This is a genomic window from Agromyces sp. P2_B3 (assembly GCF_056404815.1).
The window spans coordinates 114,481-133,795 of the sequence record NZ_JBFUDH010000002.1; the positions used below are offsets into that span (position 1 = coordinate 114,481).

Below are 19,315 nucleotides of genomic sequence, written 5' to 3' on the forward strand. Positions count from 1 at the left end.
TCAGGCCTCCTCTGGGTACGACGACTGGTGCGATCTGCGGATGCCGCGGCCGGGCGTCGCTCCGGTGAGCTCGCCGCCCGCAAGCACGGGCACGCCGGCGACGAGCACGTCGTCGATGCCCTCCGCGAGCGCGAGGGGTGCGTCGTAGGTGGCGCGGTCGCGCACGCGGGCGGGGTCGACGAGCACGAGGTCGGCGATCCAGCCCGGGCGGATGCGCCCACGGCGGCCGAGCCCGAACCGGTCGACGGCGCGCGTGGAGACGAGAGCCGCGGCATCCGCCCAGCCGAGCACCTGCTCGTCGATGACGAGTGAGCGCAGGTAGCGCGCGAACGAGCCGCGTGCCCGCGGATGCGGATGCGCCCCGACGAAGATGCCGTCGGAGCCGCCGAGCGCCCGAGGGTGGGCGAGGATCGACGCGAGCTCGGCGGGGGAGCGCTCGCCGCGCACCGCCATGACCACGTTCACCTCGAGCCGCGACGCCAGCAGCACGTCGAGGGCGAAGACGGCCGGCGTGGAGCCTGCGCGTCGGGCGGCCTCGGCGAGCGTCAGCCCGTGCGCCCAGGCGTACTCGGGCGCGCCGACGTGCGCGAGCGTGAGCATGGCGGGCCAGTCGGGGCCGAGGCTCGGGTAGTCGACGATCGTCGGGAACCAGTCGCGCAGCAGCGCCGCGCGCTCGTCGGGGTCGGCCAGGACGGCCAGCACCTCGGCGGTCGGCCGCACGGTGAGGTACGCGGGCAGGATGGGCATCGCCAGGATCGAGCAGCCTCGCGTGTAGGGATACGCGTCGAAGGTCGCGTCGACGCCGGATGCCGCGAGCTCGCGCAGGAGCTCGTGCACGATCGGCGGCTCGGCGTGGAAGTGCGACACGTGCACCGGGACGCCCGCGTGCCGGGCGATCGCGGCCGCCTCGTCGGTGCCGGCGCGCGAGTTCGCCTCGTACCCGCCGCGCAGGTGCGAGACGTACACGCCGCCGGCCGCCGCGACCGGCTCGGCGAGGGCGGCGAGCTCGGCGGTGCGCGCGAAGACCCCCGGAACGTAGTCGAGGCCGGTCGAGAGGCCGAGGGCGCCCGCCGCGAGGGCGTCGGCCACGAGCGTGCGCATCTCGTCGAGTTGCGCCGGCGACGCGGCATCCGTCGACCGCCCGCACACCTCGTGGCGCACCGTGCCCGCGGGCACGAGGTAGCCGGCGTTCAGGGGCGTCGTGCCGTCGTAGGCGGCGAGCAGCGCGCCGACCCCGCCACCCCGGTAGCTCGGGTGCCGGCCGTTGATCGCGGCGAAGTACTCGCCCGCGTAGGCGCCGTCGCCGGGGGCGTAGGAGACGCCGTCCTGCCCGCCGATCACCGTCGTGACGCCCTGCCGAAGCAGTCCGAGCTGCACGTCGGCGTCGAAGAGGAGCCCGTCGGCGTGGGCGTGCGCATCGACGAAGCCGGGCATGAGCAGGCGCCCGGCGCCGTCGATGACCGTGTCCACGCCGCCGGCGCCCGCGGTCGACGTCGTTCCGGATGCCTCGATGCGAGCGATGCGGCCGGCCTCGACGACCACGTCGACGGTCGCGTCCGGCGCGCCGAAGCCGAAGCCGTCGGCGTCGACCGGGCGCACCTCGCGGATCAGGATCGTCATCGGCCGGACTCAGAAGAACGTGCGCACGAGGTCGACGACACGGGTGCTGCCTGCGTGGTCCACCACCGGCAGCCAGCGGCGCTTGTCGAAGGCCGTGCAGGGATGCGAGAGGCCGAGCGACACCACGTCGCCGACGTCGACCGGCAGCGCGGCATCCGACCGGAGGAACGCGTGCTGGTCGTTGACGGCCGTGACGGATGCCCCGGCGAGCGGCTCCTCCTCAGCCCCGAGCGAGGGCGCGACCCCGAACGGCACGGGCAGGCCCTCGTCGTAGGGGAAGTCGCGCTTGCCGCCGTCGAGCAGGGCGAGGCCCGGCTCGGGATGCGAGACGACCCGAGCGTAGCCGCGCATGGCCGGTGCGAGGGCGGGCCGTCCGGCCGCCGCACGGCCCGCGTCGAGCGGTGAGATGCCGTGGTAGAACCCGTCGTCGTGCAGCAGCGAGGCGCCCGAGCGGAGGATCCATCGCGTGCGGCGGTCGGCCGCGGCATCCGCCTCGATCGCCGGCCCGAACGCCTCGGCGACCAGGTCGAGGTACGCGCTGCCGCCCGCTGTCACGATGAGCGCGTCGGCGCCCGCGTCACCCGACTCGGCCACGATGCGCTGCACGACCCGGTGCAGCTCGACGAGGTCGGCGAGGTAGTCGCGCACGGCCGCGAGCGCCCGGGCCGACCGATCGTGCCCGAGGCTGCCCTCGTACCCGGCGACGCCGGCGAGGCGCAGCACCGGCGACGCGGCGACGCGACGGGCGACCGCCTCGGCGGCGTCGAGGGAGCGAGCGCCGGTGCGGCCCCCCGGGGCGCCGAGCTCGACGAGCACGTCGACCGGCCGGGCCGGCGAGATGCCGGACGCCGCGAGGCCGCGTTCCATGGCCTCGACCGTGTCGGGCGAGTCGACCCAGCACGCGAACGCGAACGCCGGGTCGTCGAGCTCGCCCGCGACGAACGCGAGGGCGTCGGGAGCCACCAGGGCGTTGGCGAGCATGACGGCGGAGATGCCGAACGCGCGAGCGGTGCGCACCTGCCCGGGCGTCGCGAGGGTGAGCCCCGTCGCGCCCGCGTCGAGCTGCAGTCGCCAGAGCGCGGGCGCCATGGTGGTCTTGCCGTGCGGCATGAGCTCCATGCCGTGCGCCGTGGCCCACGCCTGGATGGTGTCCGCGTTGCGGCGCAATGCCCGGGCGTCGAGCACCGTGACCGGCGTCCAGAACTCCTCGAGGCGCGGTTCGGTGGCGAGGAAGTCGCGCACCGTGAGACCCGCGGCCCGCCGGGGGAGCCCGGTATCGCTCGCGGCGAGCACCTCGTCGCCGAGGTCGTCGATTCCACGCGGCATCCGCATTCCTCTCCCACACGTTGCACATGTTGCAACCGGCTTGCATCATATCTGCACACCGGCAACGATGACCACGTGAACGACGATGACCGCGCGAATCCCGCACCCGAGGTCCTCGCCGTCGGGGAGACGATGGCGCTCGTGGCGCCATCCTCAGCCGAGTCCCTCGAGACGGCCCTCGACTTCCACATCGACGCGGGCGGAGCCGAGGCGAACGTGGCCTCGCACCTCGCCGCGCTGGGGCGGGCGGCCGCCTGGGCGGGCGCCGTGGGTGACGACGCGCTCGGCCGCCGGCTCGTGCGGCAGCTCGCGGGGCGCGGCGTCGACACCCGGTGGGTGACGGTGGACGCGGGCGCACCGACCGGCCTGTACGTCAAGGACCCGGGCCGAGGCGTCGGCTATTACCGTGCCGGCTCGGCGGCGTCCCGGCTCGGCCCGGGCGACGTGTCGGCGCTTCCGCTCGACCGGGTGCGGCTCCTCCACCTCAGCGGCATCACGCCCGCGCTCTCCGCGTCATGCGATGCGCTCGTCGGCGCGTTGTTCGACGCCGCCGCCGAGCACGGCGTCCCGGTCAGCTTCGACGTCAACCATCGCGCGGCGCTCTGGCCGTCGACGGATGTCGCGGCGCGGCGCCTGCACGATCTCGCCGCTCGCGCCACCGTCGCGTTCGTGGGGCGCGACGAGGCCGAGGCCCTCTGGGGTGTGTCACGCATCGACCAGGTGCGCGCGTTGCTGCCCGAGCCGCCCGTGCTCGTGGTGAAGGACGGCGAGGTCGGCGCCACGGAGTTCGCCCGCCGCGACGACGGTGGGGATGACGTCGTCCACGTGCCGGCGCTCACCGTCGAGCTCGTCGAGCCGGTCGGGGCGGGCGACGCCTTCGCGGCCGGGTACCTGCACGCCTGGCTCGACGGTGCGGCATCCACCGACCGTCTCGTTGCCGGACACGCGCGAGCCGTGCTCGTGCTCGCCGACACGGCCGACTTCCCCAGGAGCCCACGAGAGGACCGAGCATGACCAGCAGCGCCGGCGCCGACGTCACGAACGCCGAATTCGACCGGATTCTCGCCGGGCGCCCGCTCATGGCGATCTTCCGCGGGCTCGGCGTCGACCGCAGCATCGAGCTCGCCCGCCGGGCGTGGGAGCTCGGCATCGAGGCGGTGGAATTGCCCATCCAGTCCGAGGCTGACGTGGACGCGCTCGCCGCGGTCGCGGAGGCCGGCCGTGCCGAGGGGCGGCTCGTGGGAGCGGGCACCGTGGTGTCGACGCGTCACGTCGAGCTCGCGGCATCCGCCGGCGCCGCCTTCACCGTCAGCCCCGGCCTCGACGCCGACGTCGTCCGTGCGTCGGCCGCGGCCGGACTCCCGCCCCTGCCCGGCGTCGCGACGCCCACCGAGGTGCAGGCCGCCATGGCGCTCGGGCTGACATGGCTGAAGGCGTTCCCGGCGTCGCTGCTCGGGCCTGCATGGTTCCGCGCGATGGCCGGCCCGTTCCCCGCCGCGCGTTTCGTGGCGACCGGTGGCATGGACGCCCGGAACGCCGCGGCATTCCTCGAGGCCGGTGTGCGCACGGTCGCGGTCGGCTCCGCGCTGGAGGACCCGGCCCAGTTGCCGGCGTTGGCAGCGTTGCTGCGGCGCTGAGGCCCCGGCTGACGGGCGTCAGGCCCCGTCCGGCCCGGACGTCAGGCCGTCCGCCCCGAGCGTGCGCTGCGCCGCGACGTCCTGGTGCGCCAGGCGCCGCAGGGCGAGCAGCACGGGCTCGTAGAGGGCGGTGCCGAGCACGGTGTACTCGACGGCCGCGTGCGGTTCGGACGGCATCTGCTCGAGGTCGAATTCCGCGAGCTCCCGAAGCTGGCGGCCGTATTCGAGCAGTCGCGGCTCGCTCAGCGGCATCCCCGCGTCCTCGGTCGCGGTGAGGGCCGCCTCGAGCTGGGCGACCGCCGCGAACCCGGGATCGTAGACCTGCCCGAGCGCCTCGAGGGCGGCGCGTGCGCGTGGATAGGGATCGGGGTCGTCGACGGATGCCGCCTCGACGGCCGGAGGCAGCGCACTCACCGCGCTCCCGAGCGTCTGGTAGAGGTCGTCGCCCGGGTCGTCGATGAGCTCGAGGATCGTGCGTGCCTGCTGCACGCTGAGCCCGACAGGTCCGGTCAACGCGCGGATCAGCCGGAGGCGGCGCACGTGCGCGTCGTCGTAGGCGGCCTGCGTGGCCGAGGTGGAGCGCCCCGGTTGGAGGAGGCCCTCGCGCAGGTAGAACTTGATCGTCGCGACGGGCAGCCCCGAGGCACCGGCGAGTTCCGAGATCCGCATGCCGACTCCTTGCACTGGATAGTTCAACTCTCTAGTATTGGAGAGTACAACTATCCAATCATGCACCAGCCAGGAAGGACCACGCCATGCCGGCCCCGAACGACCTCATCCTCATCGGCATCCTGCTGCTCGCGCTCGTCACCGTCGAGAGCGGCGGCTACTTCCTCACGCGCGTGGTGCGCGGCCATGTTTCGGCCAACCGCCTGCAGGGCAACTTCTACCGGGCCGGGCACGCCCATGCGGCCGTGCTGCTCGTGCTCTCGATGGTGATCCTCTCAGTGATCTCGTACGCCGCACTCGACGGGTTCTGGATGCAGCTCGCACGTCTCGGCGTGCCCATCGCGGCGATCCTCATGCCCGCGGGCTTCTTCCTCTCAGTGCTCGGCCGTGATCCCCAGCGGCCGAACCGGCTCATCGTGCTGCTCTGGGTCGGCGTCATCTCGTTGACGGCCGCGCTCATCACCGCCGGGATCGGGCTCATCATGGGCGGCGTCGCGGCGCTCTGAGCGGCTCGCTGAGCGGCGCTTCGGGCCGGGCCTGCCGCCGGGGAGTAGCGTCGGCGCCATGGCCATTCCCCAGCGCTTCTCCCTCGTGACCCTCGGCGTCTACGACGTCGACGCGGCCACCGCGTTCTACCGTCGCCTCGGATGGCGTCAGTCGACGCACTCGGCCGACGGCATCACGTTCTTCCGCACGCCAGGGCCCATCATCGCCCTCTGGACGAGCCCCCAGCTCGCGGTCGACGGCGGTCTCGCGACCGAGGCCGACGCGCCCTCGGCGCCCGGGTTCCGGGGCGTCTCGCTGTCGATCAACCTCGACAGCCGCGACGAGGTCGACGTGGCGCTCGACGAGTGGCTGGCGGCAGGCGGCGAGGTCTCCAAGCCCGCCGAGGCGACCGAATGGGGCGGCTACAGCGGCTACGGTCGCGACCCCGACGGCAACCTGTGGGAGTTCGCGCACAACCCGTTCTGGCCCCTCGACGACCACGGCATGCCGCAGCTCGACGGCGGCGAGGTCGGGTGACGGGGCGTCGCTCGCCGGGGGATGTCACCCGGTCAGGGGCACCTTCGCAGCGCACCTAGACTGGAATCCGTGAATTCAGAGGAAACCGTCGACGTCGTGCTGATCGGCGGGGGCATCATGAGCGCGACGCTCGGCTCCCTGATCTCCCAGTTGGAGCCCGACTGGAGCATCCGCGTCTACGAGCGACTCGGCGAGGTCGCGCAGGAGTCCTCGAACGCGTGGAACAACGCCGGCACCGGCCACGCCGCGCTCTGCGAGCTGAACTACATGCCCGAGGGCGCCGACGGAACCGTCGACGCGAGCAAGGCCGTGTCGATCAACGAGCAGTTCCAGATCAGCCGGCAATACTGGGCGCACCTCGTCTCCACCGGCGCGCTGCCCGAGCCGCACAACTTCATCAACTCCACGCCGCACATGACGTTCGTGAAGGGCGCGGCGAACATCGACTACCTCCGCCGCCGGGTCGAGGCGCTGAAGGACCAGCCGCTGTTCCCCGACATGGAGTTCACCGAGGACCTCGAGCGCATCGCCGAGTGGACCCCGCTCCTCGCCAAGAAGCGCAACCCGAAGCAGAAGGTGGCCGCGACGCGCATCGCCGCCGGCACCGACGTCGACTTCGGCGCCCTCACGAAGTTCCTCTTCGAGGACATCTCGCGCCGCGGGGCGTCCATCCAGACGAACCACCAGGTCACCTGGCTCAAGCGCCAGAAGGACGGCACGTGGAAGCTGCGCGTGCGGCACACGGTCGGCCAGACGCCCAAGGTCGTGAACGCGAGGTTCGTGTTCGTGGGCGCCGGCGGCGGCGCCCTCGCCCTGCTGCAGCACTCGGGCATCGAGGAGATCAAGGGCTTCGGGGGCTTCCCGATCTCGGGCCAGTTCCTGCGCACCACGAATCCCAAGGTCGTGGCCCAGCACCAGGCGAAGGTCTACGGCAAGGCGGCCGTGGGTGCGCCGCCCATGTCGGTCCCGCACCTCGACACCCGGGTGGTCGACGGCGAGACGGCGCTGCTGTTCGGCCCGTATGCGGGCTTCACCCCGAAGTTCCTGAAGACGAGCACCTGGTTCGACCTGCCGTTCTCGATCCGCCTGCACAACCTCGGCCCGATGCTCCAGGTCGGGCTCAAGAACTTCGACCTCGTGAAGTACCTCGTCTCCGAGCTGCTCGCCTCCCGCTCGAAGAAGATGGCCGCGCTGCGTGAGTTCATGCCCACGGCGAAGGACGCCGACTGGGAGCTCATCACGGCCGGGCAGCGCGTGCAGGTCATGAAGAAGGACCCGAAGCAGGGCGGCATCCTGCAGTTCGGCACCGAGATCATCACGGGCGCCGACGGCACCATCGCCGGCCTGCTCGGCGCGTCGCCGGGCGCCTCGACGGCCGCGCCGATCATGCTCGACGTGCTCTCGCGGTGCTTCCCCGCGCGCATGGAGGCGTGGGAGCCGAAGCTGCGCGAGATGATCCCGAGCTACGGCACGAAGCTCTCGACCGATCCGGCGGCCGCCGAGGCGTCGCTCGCCGAGACCGCGAAGGTGCTCGACCTCACCGCGTAGCCGCCACGAGACATCGCTTGCCATCCGCCGGCGGCGTCTGTTATCGTCGACCCCGCTATGAAGTGAGCACATCCCATCGTCCCGCGCCTGAGGCGCCGTAGACACCGGGTGTGCACGCTGAGCTGATCGCGACAGTGTCGCGCGCGCACCCCTCATGACGGCGAATGCCCGGCGGGACTTCCTCTCCGCTCCCGGGTCGACGCCCGCGCCATCGTGCCGCGTGTGCGCCGGTCGGTGCATCGTCCGCGCGCGTCCGCCGTCGGCGGCGTCGCGCGTCGACCCGGGAGCCTTCGCGAACGGACGTTCCCGCATGGCTGTACACCTCTCACACTCCCTCCACCTGCACGCCGACGGGCTGTCGGCGTCCTACGGCGGCCGCCGCGTCTTCACCGACCTCGGCTTCGCAGCCCCGCCCGGGCAGCGGCTCGGCCTGATCGGCGAGAACGGCGTGGGCAAGTCCACGCTGCTCCGCCTCATCGCCGGCGTCGACGGGCGCTCGGATGCCGCATCCGCCGCGCTCGACGACGCCGACGTCTCGGGGCGGCTCACCCGTCCCGTTCGCACGGGACTCCTCCGCCAGGAGCTGCCGTTCCGCCCCGACCAGAGCCTCCGCGACGTGATCGAGGTCGCCCTCGCCGAGGTGCGGGCCATGGAACGCGAGCTCGACGAGGCCGCCGCGGCACTCGCCGCCGAGGGCGCGTCCGAGGCTGCCGTCGTCGCGGCATCCGCCCGCTACTCGACGGCACTCGACGCGGCCGAGCGCGCCGACGTGTGGTCGGTCGAGTCCCGTCGCGACGAGGTCCTGGACGGGCTCGGCGTCTCGGGCATCAGGCTCGATCGCCGGATCGACGAGGTCTCGGGCGGCCAGCGCAGCAGGTTCGCGCTCGCGGCGCTGCTGTTGTCATCACCCGACGCGCTGCTGCTCGACGAGCCGACCAACCACCTCGACGACGACGCCGCCACCTACCTCGAGGACCGGCTCCGCGGCTGGCGCGGGCCGGTGCTCTTCGCGAGCCACGACCGCGAGTTCCTCGATCGCGTGGCGACGGCGTTGCTCGACCTCGACCCCGGACGGGCGGGCGCGCTGCAGCTCGCCGCGTCGGGCGCCACGGCCGGAGCCTCGCGCGACGAGGTGCTCGCGGCATCCGGCGGCACCGTCTTCGGCGGCGGCTTCAGCGAGTACCTGTCGGTGAAGGCCGAGGAGCGCGAACGCTGGCAGCGCCAGTACGACGACGAACAGGAGGAGCTGCGCCGGCTGCGGCTGGCGGCGAACGACGCGGCGCGGAACGTCTCGCACGGGCGGGCGGCGACCGACAACGACAAGTTCATCACCAAGTTCAAGCGCGCCAACGTGGAGCAGACGGTGTCGCGACGCGTGCGGAACGTCGAGCAGCGGCTCGTCACGCTGGAGCGGGAGCAGGTGCGCAAGCCGCCCGCGCTGCTCGAGTTCGCCGGCATCCCGTCGGGCTCGCACGCGCTCGAGGAGCCGTCGGGGCTGCTGCTCCAGCTCTCCGACGTGTCGGTGGCCGGCCGGCTGGAGGTCGAGTCGCTGCAGGTCGCGCCGCTGACGCGGCTGCTGGTGACCGGCGCGATCGGCGCGGGCAAGTCGACGCTGCTCGGCGTGCTCGCCGGCACGCTGGCGGTCGACGCCGGTACCGTGCACCGGCGCAGGGGGCTGCGGGTGCAGCTGCTCGAGCAGGACGTGCGGTTCGCCGATCCGGATGCCACGCCGCGGCGCTCGTACGAGCGGGTGCTCGGCGCGCGCCGGGCCGAGCAGGTGCCGCTGACGAGCCTCGGGCTCATCGCGGCGCGGGACGCGGACCGCCCGGTCGGCGCGCTCTCCGTGGGGCAGCAGCGCCGGCTCGCTCTCGCGCTCGTCATCGCCCGGCCGCCGCACGTGTTCCTGCTCGACGAGCCGACGAACCACCTGTCGCTCGGGCTCGCCACCGACCTCGAGGCGGCCCTGGGGTCGTACCCGGGCGCAGTTGTGATCGCGAGCCACGACCGATGGCTGCGGCGGCGATGGTCGGCGGAGCGGCTCCAGCTCGTCTCGGGGCGGTTGGTGGATGAGGCGGCGGTGCGGTCGTGAGCTGACGAGCGGATGCCGCGGCGGCGGCCGGAGACGAGGCGCGCCGCGGCATCCACTTGCCTCGGATTCGAACATGTGTTCGAATAGCACCATGCGGTGGAGCGGGCAGGAACTCGGAGTCGAGCAGGGCGATGCCCTACCGGGGCTCGCGAAGCTCAACAACCTCGTGCGCTCGGTGCAGACGCCCGAGTTCGCCGGCATCACGTTCCACGAGGTGCTCGCGAAGTCGGCGCTCAACAAGGTGCCGGGCCAGTCGATGATGCCATTCGGCTGGACGATCAACCCCTACCGGGGCTGCTCGCATGCGTGCACATACTGCTTCGCCCGCCCCACCCACACCTACCTCGACCTCGACGCGGGCGACGACTTCGACCGCCAGATCATCGTCAAGGTGAACGTCGCCGAGGTGCTGCGACCCGAGCTCGCGAGGGCGTCGTGGCGGCACGAACCCGTGGCCCTCGGCACCAACACCGACCCCTATCAGCGAGCGGAAGGGCGTTACGCGCTGATGCCAGGCATCATCGACGCGCTCACCGAGAGCGGCACGCCGTTCAGCATCCTGACGAAGGGAACGCTCCTGCGGCGCGACCTGCCGCAGCTGGCCGAGGCCGCGAAACGGGTGCCGGTCGACCTCGCCATGTCGATCGCCGTCTACGACCACGAGCTCCAGCAGTCGGTCGAACCCGGCACGCCGAGCACGAAGGCGCGGCTCGCCACCGTGACCGCGGTGCGCGACGCCGGCCTCGACTGCGCCGTCTTCATGATGCCGATCCTGCCGTACCTCACCGATACCCGGGCGCATCTCGACGAGGCGCTGCGGCAGGCCAAGGCCGCCGGTGCGTCGAGCGTGCTCTACACCGCGCTGCACCTGAAGCCCGGCGTGAAGCCGTGGTTCATGCAGTGGCTGGAACAGGAGCATCCCGAACTCGTGCCGCGTTACCGCTCCATGTACTACGGCAACAACACGTATGCCCCGAAGGCGTACCGTCGGTGGCTCGGCGAACGGATGCGGCCCCTGATCAGGGCTCACGGCCTCGAGCGCGGTCGCGAGGACCCGGTCACCGGCGGTGTGCGATCGGCGGCACTGGCCGAGCGGGGCGTGCCCGTGCCGGCCACGCGCGCGTCATCGCGGCTGCCCGACTCGCTCAGCCTCCCGCCCGACCCCGACGCGCTCTTCTGAGGCAGACGCGCACCCTGTGAGCCGCCACCGCACTGCGCCGCCGCTCGAACGACGGGCTCGGTGACTGCGGAGGGCTGCCCGCGCCTGCGATAATCCGCTTGAGACCGCCTCGAACCCGATCGACGGCGGCCGCGAGCGAAGGACCACCATGACCCTTGGGTTGCCCGCGCACCTGGCGCGAGATTCCCTGAGTCGGGCGCTCGCACACGCCGGGCACTGCGCGGCATGGGTGTGCCTGGGGGTCGGCATCGCCATCGGCGTCCTCAGCGCGACGACCGGTGGCGAGACCGCCGGCTGGACGAGCGCCGTCCTGCTTGGCGTGATGGCCGCGCTGCTCGTGCTGGTCGCACGCGTGCCGACGGTGACCACGACCCTGCTGTACCTCATCACGGGTACCGCGGTCGTACTGGCCCTCGCGGTGCTCGTGATGGCCCCCGAGTACCGCTTCGAGTCGACGAACAACGTGATCCTGGCCCTGCCCCGCGTGGCGCTCGTCCTCGTCGGCGGTGCGGGCGTCGGTTCCGTGCTGGGCATCACCTGGGCCGTGCTCGGATACGGGCTCGGCGAGGCCGCTGCGTTCCTCGGCGCGGCGATCGACGGGGCCGACTGGGTTCCGAACGTGGCCGCGGCCGCGGCACTGGGCATCGTCGTGGTCGCGCGCAGCTTCGACGGGATCAGCCGGCGATGGGACGCGCGTCGCGAGACCGGGCTGCACCGCGCGAGCCAGCAGACCCGAGAGCTCGCCATCCGCCATGACTACGAGCTCCGGGCGACCGCGCGACTGCACGACACGGCGCTCAGCCACCTGGTCGCGATCGCGTCCGCGGGCTCGGGACCGGTCGATGACCGCCTGCGCGATGGCATCCGGCAGGACCTCGGCCTCATCGTCGGCCGCGACTGGGCCGTCGATCACGGTGCGGCGTCGGCGGACGACACGGGGCGGGCGGGTGCCGGCGACCCCGCGGCCGACGGAGCAGGCCGGTCGGGGGTGACCGCACCATCGCTCGAGCAGGCGCTCGTGTCGGCGGCGAACGCGGGGCTCGACCTGCACGTCACCGGCGACTTCGCGGTGCTGGGCCTCCTGGGTCCGGCGCGGCTGGCCGCCCTCGACGCGGCCGTCGCCCAATGCCTCATCAACGTCGCGCGGCACGCGGGCGTCACGGAGGCGGAGCTGGCCATCGGCCTCGGCGGCGGCGAGGTGACGGTCGCCGTCATGGACAGCGGTGTCGGATTCGATGAGGCCGAGGTGCCCGAGGACCGCATCGGCCTGCGCACATCGATCCGCGCCAGGGTCGAGCAGGAGGGCGGCAACGTGCGCCTCTGGTCGACGAGGAACGTCGGCACCACCGTGGTGCTCGCCGTGCCCGAGGGTGGCGAATGAGCCGGATGCGACTCACGCAGCAGGAGGCGGACCCGATCGGCGGCATCACTGCCGCCCCGCTCGTCGTGGTCGGCGCGGGGCTCACCGTCACGACGTCCGTCGTGTTGACGGTCGCGCACTGGTCGGAGGTCGGCTCGCCGTGGGCGGCATTCCTCGCCGTCGCGCTCGTCGCCACCGCCGGCGGGTGCGCGGCCTTTCTCGCGGCTCCGGGCCGGGCGCCGTTCCGCACGGAATCGCTGTGGCTGGTCGTGGCGCTCGCTCTTGGGGGCGCCATCGCCGAGTACCTGTCGACCATCGGTGCCAACCGGTTCCTCTACGACGACTTCGGTCCGGTCGTCGTCGGCATGCTCATCCTGTCGCTGGCGCCGTTCTGCACCTGGCTCTCGCTGCTCTTCAGTGGCGTGGTCGCGACGGCGGTGCTCTCGATCCTCATCATCGGGTCGCCTGCGACCACCGTGATCGCCGCGCCCGTCGTGACGCTCGTCGCCGTGGAGTCGGCGTCCGTGCTCGCGCTGACCGCGGCGGCGGCCGGCTACTCGTGGGCGATCGTCGCCGTGACGCTCGCCTGGCAGCGGGAGGCGAACCGCGCCGCACTCCAGCGCGACGGAGAGCTGCGGGCGGGCATCGCGCGGTCCGTGCAGCAGAGCCGCGTCTCGGTGCTCGGCCGCGAGGTGCTGCCCTTCCTCGCCGGAGTGATGACGGCGGATCGCATCTCGGTCGCCGACGCCGACCGGGCAAGGGAGCTCGCCGAGGCCCTGCGGCGCGCGCTCAAGGCCGGCATCGAGTCGACGTGGCTCGACGACCTCGCCGCCACGATCCGGATGTCGCGCGGCATTCCCGTGTCGGTCGACGACCCCACCGGGGCATCCGATGATCTCGCCGACGACCAGCGCTCGGCGTTGACGGCGCTGCTCACCTGGCTCAGCGAAGGGAGCCGCTCTGCGGGCATCCGGGTGTCGATCGAGCTCGAGGTGTCGCGCCGTCGCCTCGTCATCACCTCGGCGAACGGGGCGACGGCGCCTTCGCGGCGTGAGCTCGACCGGTTCATCGCCGTCGCCCGTGCGGTGTCGATGCGAGCGGAAGCGCTCGTGACGCGCGAGAATGTCAGGGTGGAGTTGAGTCATGTTCCCGGCTGAGGCCGGCTCGCCCCTGGGGCAGGGTGCGGATGCGCCCACCACGCGGGTGCGACTGGCACTGCTCGACGACCACGGGCTGATCGTCGACAGCTTGGCGACCTGGTTCACCGACCACGCGCCCGACTTCGAGGTGGTCGTGCGGGCGACGGCCTGGATGGACCTCATCCGCGACCCCGCGTTCCCCGTCGACCTCGTGCTCATGGACCTGCAGCTCGGCGACACCGTCTCGATCGAGTCGCGCATCCGCGCCTGCCTCGCGGCCGGCGCCAAGGTCGTCGTGGTGAGCGGCGTCGACGATGACGCGTCGCGCGATCGCTGCATCGCGGCGGGCGCTGCCGCGTTCGCCTCGAAGACCCTTCCTGCGGAGCAGCTCGTCGAACTCGCCCGGAGCGTCATCCGGGGCGACCGCGGTCACCGACGGCCGGCATCGGCCGACGGTGGGCGTGCAGCGGATGCCGCGGCGAAGCCGGCCGTCGATGACGCGGGCGCGGCGCATCTCAGCGCCGCCGAGGAGCGGGCGCTCCGCCTCTATGCGCAGGGCTACAGCACCGCAGAGGTCGCCGCCCGGATGGACGTCGGCTACGAGACCGCGAAGACCTACCTGCGGCGGGTGCGCGAGAAGTATGCGCGCGCCGGGCGTCCGGCGAGCCGCAAATCGGAGTTGATCCGCCGGGCGGCGGAGGACGGGCTGCTCGAGTAGATGGCGAAACTGTACTTCCGCTATGGGGCGATGAACTCCGGCAAGTCGACGGCGTTGCTCCAGGCGGCGTTCAACTACGAGGAGCGCGGGCACCGGGTGCTGTTGGCCAAGCCCTCGGTCGACACGAAGGGCGATCGCAGCATCGTGTCGCGGCTCGGCGTGGTGCGTGAGGTGGACTTCACGATCGGGCCCGAAGACGACGTGCTCGACCGGTTCCAGCAGCACCGCACTCGCGTGATCGAGGCGCACGGTCGCGACGTGAGCTGCCTGCTCGTCGACGAGGCGCAGTTCCTCGCGGCGGAGCAGGTCGACGACCTGCTGCGCATCGCCCTCATGGACTCGATCCCGGTGCTCGCCTACGGCATCCGCACCGACTTCCAGACGACGGCGTTCCCCGGGAGCCGCCGACTGCTCGAGGTCGCGCACAGCCTCGAGGAACTGAAGACGATCTGCCGCTGCGGCCGCAAGGCGATCTTCAACGCCCGCCGCATCGGCGGGGTGTTCGTGTTCGACGGCGACCAGGTCGCGATCGACGGCGAGGACGTGACCTACGAGTCGCTCTGCGGCGTCTGCTACCTGGAGGAGAGCGGCGGCGTGCTCAACGGCCGCCACTGACCCGCGCATGAGCGGCCGCGCGCGCCTCAACCGAGTGGACGGGGTCGACGCCGCCCGGGGGTTCGCGCTGATCGGCATGTTCGTGGCGCACGTGGCACCCGCCGTGGCATCCGTCGACGCGGCCGCGCTCATCGCGATCGCCGACGAACGGCCTCGCCTGCTGTTCGCCCTCACGGCGGGCATCGGGCTGGGCTTCATCTCGGGAGGCACGCGCCCCATCGCCGAGGACCGCGGGGAACTGCGCCGCCAGATCGCGGTGCGGGCGGTGATCCTGATCGCGCTCGGGATGCTGATCTGGGCGACGCTGCATCCACTCGTCTACATCATCCTCGACGTCTACGGCGTCGCATTCCTGCTCATGCTGCCGCTGCTCTTCCTGCCGCCCCGAGGAGCGCTCGCGCTCGGCATCGGCCTGCTCATCGTGACGCCGGCGCTCGCCGAGCTCGGCACGCGTACGGCGCTCGCCGAAGCGGTGCGGCAGACGCCGTTGCGCTTCCTCTCGGACTGGATCGTCGGCGGCGCCTATCCCGTGATCGTCTGGGTGCCGGTGATGCTGATCGGCCTGGCGCTCGCGCGTATGGACCTGACCTCGCCCCGGGTCATCGGCACGACGGCGCTCGTCGGCGCGGCCGCGGCATCCGTGTTCCTGCCGATCGCCTCGCGGCTGCCCCCGCCCGAGTTGGTCGGCGAGGCGGGCTGGTCGGTGCCGCTCCGCGCCTCCCTCGAGACCCTCGGCAACGTCGGAGTCGGCGCCCTGGTCGTGGCGGCGCTGCTCACCCTCACGGCGCTCGCCCGGCCAGCGGTGCGCCGGGTGGCCGGCGCAGCGCTCTCGCCGGTGACCGCGATGGGGTCGATGCCGCTCAGTATCTACACGATCCACCTCGTCGTGATCTCGCTCGCGATCCGCGTGGAGGACGGCATCCCGACCGACGACTCGTGGCCACTGCTCATCGGCCTCATCGTCGGGTCCATGGTGTTCGCGTGGCTCTGGCGCCGGTACCTCGGGCGCGGGCCGCTCGAACGCCTGCTCCGACGCGCGAGCGGTCGCGATCGAGCGGATGCCGCGGGCGCGACCTCTGTGGTCTGAGCCGTGCCCCATTTCGGGGGGCATCTCCCGGTGTCCTCTGAAAGGAGGACAGGATCGGGGGTACCGTGACCGAAGGCCCGCCCCGGTGCGGCGGGCCCGCCCGCCGCCGACCCGAACGGCGAGTCGGGCGTGGAGGTGAGCATGACGCTCGCGCGCGGTGGGCCCGGGCCCGACCGACGATGGATCGCCCATGTGATCGTCTGGCCGACGCTGGCGCTTGCGCTCATCGGCGGAGGTTTCGCGGCCTGGTCGGTGTACGACGACGCCACGTCGGTGCGCAGCGACCTCGAAGCGGCCCGCGCCGCCGTCGCGGACCTCCGACAGGCCGCCGACGATCGAAGGTTCGACGAGCTCCAGCCGATCGCCGACCGCCTCTCGTCATCATCCGGACGGGCGGTCGCACCGACCAGCACGCCGCTGTGGCGCACCGCCGAGTCCGTGCCGGTCGTGGGCGAGAACCTCCGCGCCGTGCGCGTGATCGCCGAGGGAGTCGACGAGGCGTCGAGGAAGATCGTCGACCCGGCGGTCGATCTCGTGAGCACCTTTGAACTGCAGCGCGATCCCGAGACCGGCGGGTTCGACCTGGCGCCGCTGCGCCGGGCGACCGAGCTCGTCGCGACCGCTGAGGTAACCGTCAGCGAGTTGCACGAGCGCGTGCGATCGATCGACGCCGATGCGACGATCGGACCCGTCTCCGAGGCCGTCGACGAGTTCGACGAGATGCTCGGAACCGCGGAGGAGACGATCCCGCAAGTGGGCGGTGCACTCGCGGGCGTCGGCGCGATGCTGGCGATCGACGGACAGAAGGATGTCGTACTCGCATTCCTCAACAACGCCGAGGCCACGGCGCTCGGCGGCGGTCCGGCAGCCCAGACGCTCCTCTCCGTGCACAACGGCACGGTCGACGTCGTCCGTCAGGTCTCGAGCCGGGACTTCCCGACGGCCATCCCGGTCGAGGTACCGGTCGGCGAGGGCGCCACGCAGCTGTACGACTCGATCTTCCTCGACAGCATCAACCTGTCGACGAGCCGGCCGGACTTCCCGACCGCTGCGCAGATCATCTCCGCCAACTGGCAGCGTACGTACGGCATCGCACCCGACGCCGTCGTGTCGCTCGATCCGATCGCCCTGTCTCGCCTGCTCGAGGTGATCGGTCCGGTCGCGCTGCCCGACGGGGCACAGTTGACGAGCGACAACGCGGTGTCCACGCTTCTCAACCAGGCGTACTTCCGGTATCCCGAGGGCGTGGACTCGGACGCATACTTCGCGGCCGTGGCATCCGCGGTGTTCGCGCGCGTCATGTCGGCCGACTACGACGTCTGGGCGATGGGGCAGGCCCTCATCGACTCCGCCGACCAGGGGACGCTCATGATGTGGAGCGCCGACCCGACGACGCAGGCCCTTCTCGACGGGACGCGCCTGCAGGGAGTGCTGCCCACGACCAACGAGGGCGCCACCGTCGTCGGGGTCTACTTCCGCGACCGCTCGGTGTCCAAGATCGACTACTACCTGCACACCCAGGCGACCGTCACGACTGATGCCTGCGCGCCGCGCGCCCCCAGCTACACCGTCGAAGTACGTTTGACCTTCGACATCCCCGACGACGTTCGACTCCCCGACTACGTCGACAGCAGCCTGTACGACTTCTATCGCACCGAGGTGTTCCTCTACGGTCCCGTCGGCGCCGCGACCACCGCCATGGAGGTGCCCGAGGCCGGCCTCGCAGCGAGGACCGGCCCGTCGGTCACCGACCTCGCTCGTCCCGCGGAGAAGGTCACGATCGACATGGTGGACGGGCAGAGTGCTCTGGTGCGCGCCACCTTCGCCGGTGCGCCGGGAACCTATGGCGACACGGAGGTCCGCACCACGCCGATGATCAATCCGACCGCGGTGACGCTCCGCGAGGCCCCGTGTGGCTGAGCAGGGCTTCGAACGGTCAAACCGACGTGCCCCGGTCATGCACCAGAATGGTCTGACCCGACGGAAGGGGCCTTCCATGCGCATCTCGGTGATCGGCTGCGGCTACCTCGGCGCCGTGCACGCCTCGGCGATGGCCGAGCTCGGCCACGAGGTCGTCGGCATCGACCTCGACGAGCGGAAGATCGCGCAGCTCGCCGCGGCACGCCCGCCGTTCTTCGAGCCCGGCCTGCCCGAGATCCTGCGATCGGCCACGGCCACCGGCCGGCTGCGATTCAGCACCGACATCGCGGATGCCGAAAGTGCCGAGGTGCACTTCGTCGCCGTTGGGACCCCCCAGACCGCGGGCTCGAACGCCGCCGACCTTTCGCACGTGGACGCGGCGTTCGAGTCGCTGCTGCCGCACCTCGCCGACGGCGCGCTCGTGGTCGGCAAGAGCACCGTGCCCGTGGGCACCGCGGCACGTCTCGCCCAACTGATCGCCGAGGCGGCCCCGCACGCAAGCCTCGCGTGGAATCCCGAGTTCCTGCGCGAGGGATACGCCGTCAAGGACACGCTCCAGCCCGATCGGCTGGTCTACGGCGTGGCTGACGGCGACGAGCACGCGGCATCCGTGCTCGATCACGTCTACCGGGCCGCGATCGAGGCGGGCACGCCCCGGATCGTGACCGACTACGCCACCGCCGAGCTCGTGAAGGTCGCCGCCAATGCGTTCCTCGCCACGAAGATCAGCTTCATCAACGCGATGTCCGAGATCGCCGACGCGACCGGGGCCGACGTCACCGCGCTGGCCGACGCGATCGGCCACGACGCGCGCATCGGACGGCGGTTCCTCAATGCCGGGGTCGGCTTCGGCGGCGGCTGCCTGCCGAAGGACATCCGTGCGTTCACCGCCCGGGCCGAGGAGCTCGGCCGCGGCGAGTCGCTCGCCTTCCTGCGCGAGGTGGACGCGATCAACCTGCGCCAGCGCCAGCGTGTGGTCGACCTCGCCGTCGACGCGCTCGGCGGCTCCGTGCACCGCAAGCGGGTCGCGGTGCTCGGCGTCTCCTTCAAGCCCGAGTCCGACGACGTGCGCGACTCGCCGGCGCTCGACGTCGCCGTGCAGCTGCGCGGGCTCGGAGCCGAGGTGGTCGCCACCGATCCCGAGGGCGTCGAGAACGCCCGCGCGCGGCACCCGCAGCTCGACTACACCACCTCGACCCGCGAGGCACTGCGCGGCGCCGACCTCGTCGTGCTCGTCACGGAGTGGCGCGAGTACCGGGCGCTCGACCCGGTCGAGACCGGGAGGCTCGTCGCGCAGCGACGCATCATCGACGGGCGCAACGTGCTCGACGCCGCCGCGTGGCGCGCCGCCGGGTGGCAGGTGCACGGACTCGGCCGGCCCTGA

General features: G+C 72.2%; 17 protein-coding genes. 14 read left to right on the forward strand and 3 right to left on the reverse strand.

Going from position 1 to position 19,315, the window contains the following annotated elements:
* Together AC1DZA_RS03430 and AC1DZA_RS03435 are read right to left on the reverse strand one after the other, a co-directional pair.
* Entirely contained in the window at window positions 1-1,620 is a 1,620-nt protein-coding gene (locus tag AC1DZA_RS03430) for an N-acyl-D-amino-acid deacylase family protein (RefSeq protein WP_476771706.1), read from the reverse strand.
* 9 nt (window positions 1,621-1,629) lie between these two features.
* On the reverse strand, window positions 1,630-2,946 hold the full coding sequence (locus AC1DZA_RS03435; RefSeq protein WP_476771707.1) for a type III PLP-dependent enzyme domain-containing protein: 1,317 nt from the start codon (window positions 2,944-2,946) through the stop codon (window positions 1,630-1,632).
* 75 nt (window positions 2,947-3,021) lie between these two features.
* Here AC1DZA_RS03435 and AC1DZA_RS03440 point away from each other — a divergent pair, with 75 nt between their 5' ends.
* Both AC1DZA_RS03440 and AC1DZA_RS03445 read left to right on the forward strand, forming a co-directional pair.
* Window positions 3,022-3,960, forward strand: coding sequence for a sugar kinase (locus tag AC1DZA_RS03440; protein WP_476771708.1), 939 nt, complete (start codon window positions 3,022-3,024; stop codon window positions 3,958-3,960).
* Entirely contained in the window at window positions 3,957-4,583 is a 627-nt protein-coding gene (locus tag AC1DZA_RS03445) for a bifunctional 4-hydroxy-2-oxoglutarate aldolase/2-dehydro-3-deoxy-phosphogluconate aldolase (RefSeq protein WP_476771709.1), read from the forward strand. Before AC1DZA_RS03440 ends, AC1DZA_RS03445 begins: the two co-directional genes overlap by 4 nt.
* A gap of 18 nt (window positions 4,584-4,601) precedes the next feature.
* On the opposite strand, the gene AC1DZA_RS03450 is transcribed toward AC1DZA_RS03445, so the two are convergent.
* Complete coding sequence (locus tag AC1DZA_RS03450; RefSeq protein ID WP_476761767.1) at window positions 4,602-5,252, reverse strand: MerR family transcriptional regulator; 651 nt, start codon at window positions 5,250-5,252, stop codon at window positions 4,602-4,604.
* A gap of 86 nt (window positions 5,253-5,338) precedes the next feature.
* Between AC1DZA_RS03450 and AC1DZA_RS03455 the strand changes: the two genes are divergently transcribed.
* The 12 genes from AC1DZA_RS03455 to AC1DZA_RS03510 all read left to right on the forward strand — a co-directional run bounded on the left by AC1DZA_RS03455 (window position 5,339) and on the right by AC1DZA_RS03510 (window position 19,315).
* A complete protein-coding gene (locus AC1DZA_RS03455) occupies window positions 5,339-5,758 on the forward strand; it encodes a hypothetical protein (protein WP_476771710.1) in 420 nt (139 codons plus the stop codon).
* 58 nt (window positions 5,759-5,816) lie between these two features.
* Window positions 5,817-6,275, forward strand: coding sequence for a VOC family protein (locus AC1DZA_RS03460; RefSeq protein WP_476771711.1), 459 nt, complete (start codon window positions 5,817-5,819; stop codon window positions 6,273-6,275).
* A gap of 21 nt (window positions 6,276-6,296) precedes the next feature.
* Window positions 6,297-7,823 (forward strand): malate:quinone oxidoreductase, encoded by a 1,527-nt coding sequence (locus tag AC1DZA_RS03465; RefSeq protein ID WP_476771712.1) that lies wholly within the window; start codon window positions 6,297-6,299, stop codon window positions 7,821-7,823.
* 310 nt (window positions 7,824-8,133) lie between these two features.
* Complete coding sequence (locus AC1DZA_RS03470; RefSeq protein ID WP_476771713.1) at window positions 8,134-9,912, forward strand: ABC-F family ATP-binding cassette domain-containing protein; 1,779 nt, start codon at window positions 8,134-8,136, stop codon at window positions 9,910-9,912.
* 91 nt (window positions 9,913-10,003) lie between these two features.
* Window positions 10,004-11,092, forward strand: coding sequence for an Rv2578c family radical SAM protein (locus tag AC1DZA_RS03475; protein WP_476771714.1), 1,089 nt, complete (start codon window positions 10,004-10,006; stop codon window positions 11,090-11,092).
* A 148-nt stretch (window positions 11,093-11,240) separates the two neighbouring features.
* Window positions 11,241-12,473: a sensor histidine kinase gene (locus AC1DZA_RS03480; protein ID WP_476771715.1), complete on the forward strand. Its 1,233-nt coding sequence runs from the start codon at window positions 11,241-11,243 to the stop codon at window positions 12,471-12,473.
* Between the two features lie 5 nt (window positions 12,474-12,478).
* Window positions 12,479-13,609 carry a hypothetical protein gene (locus tag AC1DZA_RS03485; RefSeq protein WP_476771716.1) on the forward strand — a complete coding sequence of 377 codons (1,131 nt, stop codon included), beginning with the start codon at window positions 12,479-12,481 and terminating at the stop codon, window positions 13,607-13,609.
* Window positions 13,596-14,309 (forward strand): helix-turn-helix transcriptional regulator, encoded by a 714-nt coding sequence (locus AC1DZA_RS03490; protein ID WP_476771717.1) that lies wholly within the window; start codon window positions 13,596-13,598, stop codon window positions 14,307-14,309. The genes AC1DZA_RS03485 and AC1DZA_RS03490 overlap by 14 nt, the downstream gene beginning before the upstream one ends.
* Entirely contained in the window at window positions 14,310-14,924 is a 615-nt protein-coding gene (locus AC1DZA_RS03495) for a thymidine kinase (RefSeq protein ID WP_476760708.1), read from the forward strand. It begins immediately after the preceding gene.
* A 7-nt stretch (window positions 14,925-14,931) separates the two neighbouring features.
* The gene (locus AC1DZA_RS03500; RefSeq protein WP_476771718.1) at window positions 14,932-16,011 is read left to right on the forward strand and encodes a heparan-alpha-glucosaminide N-acetyltransferase domain-containing protein; all 1,080 of its coding nucleotides are present in this window, start codon (window positions 14,932-14,934) and stop codon (window positions 16,009-16,011) included.
* 141 nt (window positions 16,012-16,152) lie between these two features.
* A complete protein-coding gene (locus tag AC1DZA_RS03505) occupies window positions 16,153-17,931 on the forward strand; it encodes a DUF4012 domain-containing protein (protein ID WP_476771719.1) in 1,779 nt (592 codons plus the stop codon).
* Window positions 17,932-18,007: 76 nt separating this feature from the next.
* On the forward strand, window positions 18,008-19,315 hold the full coding sequence (locus AC1DZA_RS03510) for a UDP-glucose dehydrogenase family protein (protein ID WP_476771720.1): 1,308 nt from the start codon (window positions 18,008-18,010) through the stop codon (window positions 19,313-19,315).

Coding starts and splice junctions, on each gene's coding strand:
- AC1DZA_RS03430 (WP_476771706.1), bottom strand. CDS start 1,620: ATGACGATCCTGATCCGCGAGGTGCGCCCGGTCGACGCCGACGGCTTC.
- AC1DZA_RS03435 (WP_476771707.1), bottom strand. CDS start 2,946: ATGCCGCGTGGAATCGACGACCTCGGCGACGAGGTGCTCGCCGCGAGC.
- AC1DZA_RS03445 (WP_476771709.1), top strand. CDS start 3,957: ATGACCAGCAGCGCCGGCGCCGACGTCACGAACGCCGAATTCGACCGG.
- AC1DZA_RS03450 (WP_476761767.1), bottom strand. CDS start 5,252: ATGCGGATCTCGGAACTCGCCGGTGCCTCGGGGCTGCCCGTCGCGACG.
- AC1DZA_RS03455 (WP_476771710.1), top strand. CDS start 5,339: ATGCCGGCCCCGAACGACCTCATCCTCATCGGCATCCTGCTGCTCGCG.
- AC1DZA_RS03460 (WP_476771711.1), top strand. CDS start 5,817: ATGGCCATTCCCCAGCGCTTCTCCCTCGTGACCCTCGGCGTCTACGAC.
- AC1DZA_RS03465 (WP_476771712.1), top strand. CDS start 6,297: ATGTCACCCGGTCAGGGGCACCTTCGCAGCGCACCTAGACTGGAATCC.
- AC1DZA_RS03470 (WP_476771713.1), top strand. CDS start 8,134: ATGGCTGTACACCTCTCACACTCCCTCCACCTGCACGCCGACGGGCTG.
- AC1DZA_RS03475 (WP_476771714.1), top strand. CDS start 10,004: ATGCGGTGGAGCGGGCAGGAACTCGGAGTCGAGCAGGGCGATGCCCTA.
- AC1DZA_RS03480 (WP_476771715.1), top strand. CDS start 11,241: ATGACCCTTGGGTTGCCCGCGCACCTGGCGCGAGATTCCCTGAGTCGG.
- AC1DZA_RS03485 (WP_476771716.1), top strand. CDS start 12,479: ATGCGACTCACGCAGCAGGAGGCGGACCCGATCGGCGGCATCACTGCC.
- AC1DZA_RS03490 (WP_476771717.1), top strand. CDS start 13,596: ATGTTCCCGGCTGAGGCCGGCTCGCCCCTGGGGCAGGGTGCGGATGCG.
- AC1DZA_RS03495 (WP_476760708.1), top strand. CDS start 14,310: ATGGCGAAACTGTACTTCCGCTATGGGGCGATGAACTCCGGCAAGTCG.
- AC1DZA_RS03500 (WP_476771718.1), top strand. CDS start 14,932: ATGAGCGGCCGCGCGCGCCTCAACCGAGTGGACGGGGTCGACGCCGCC.
- AC1DZA_RS03505 (WP_476771719.1), top strand. CDS start 16,153: ATGACGCTCGCGCGCGGTGGGCCCGGGCCCGACCGACGATGGATCGCC.
- AC1DZA_RS03510 (WP_476771720.1), top strand. CDS start 18,008: ATGCGCATCTCGGTGATCGGCTGCGGCTACCTCGGCGCCGTGCACGCC.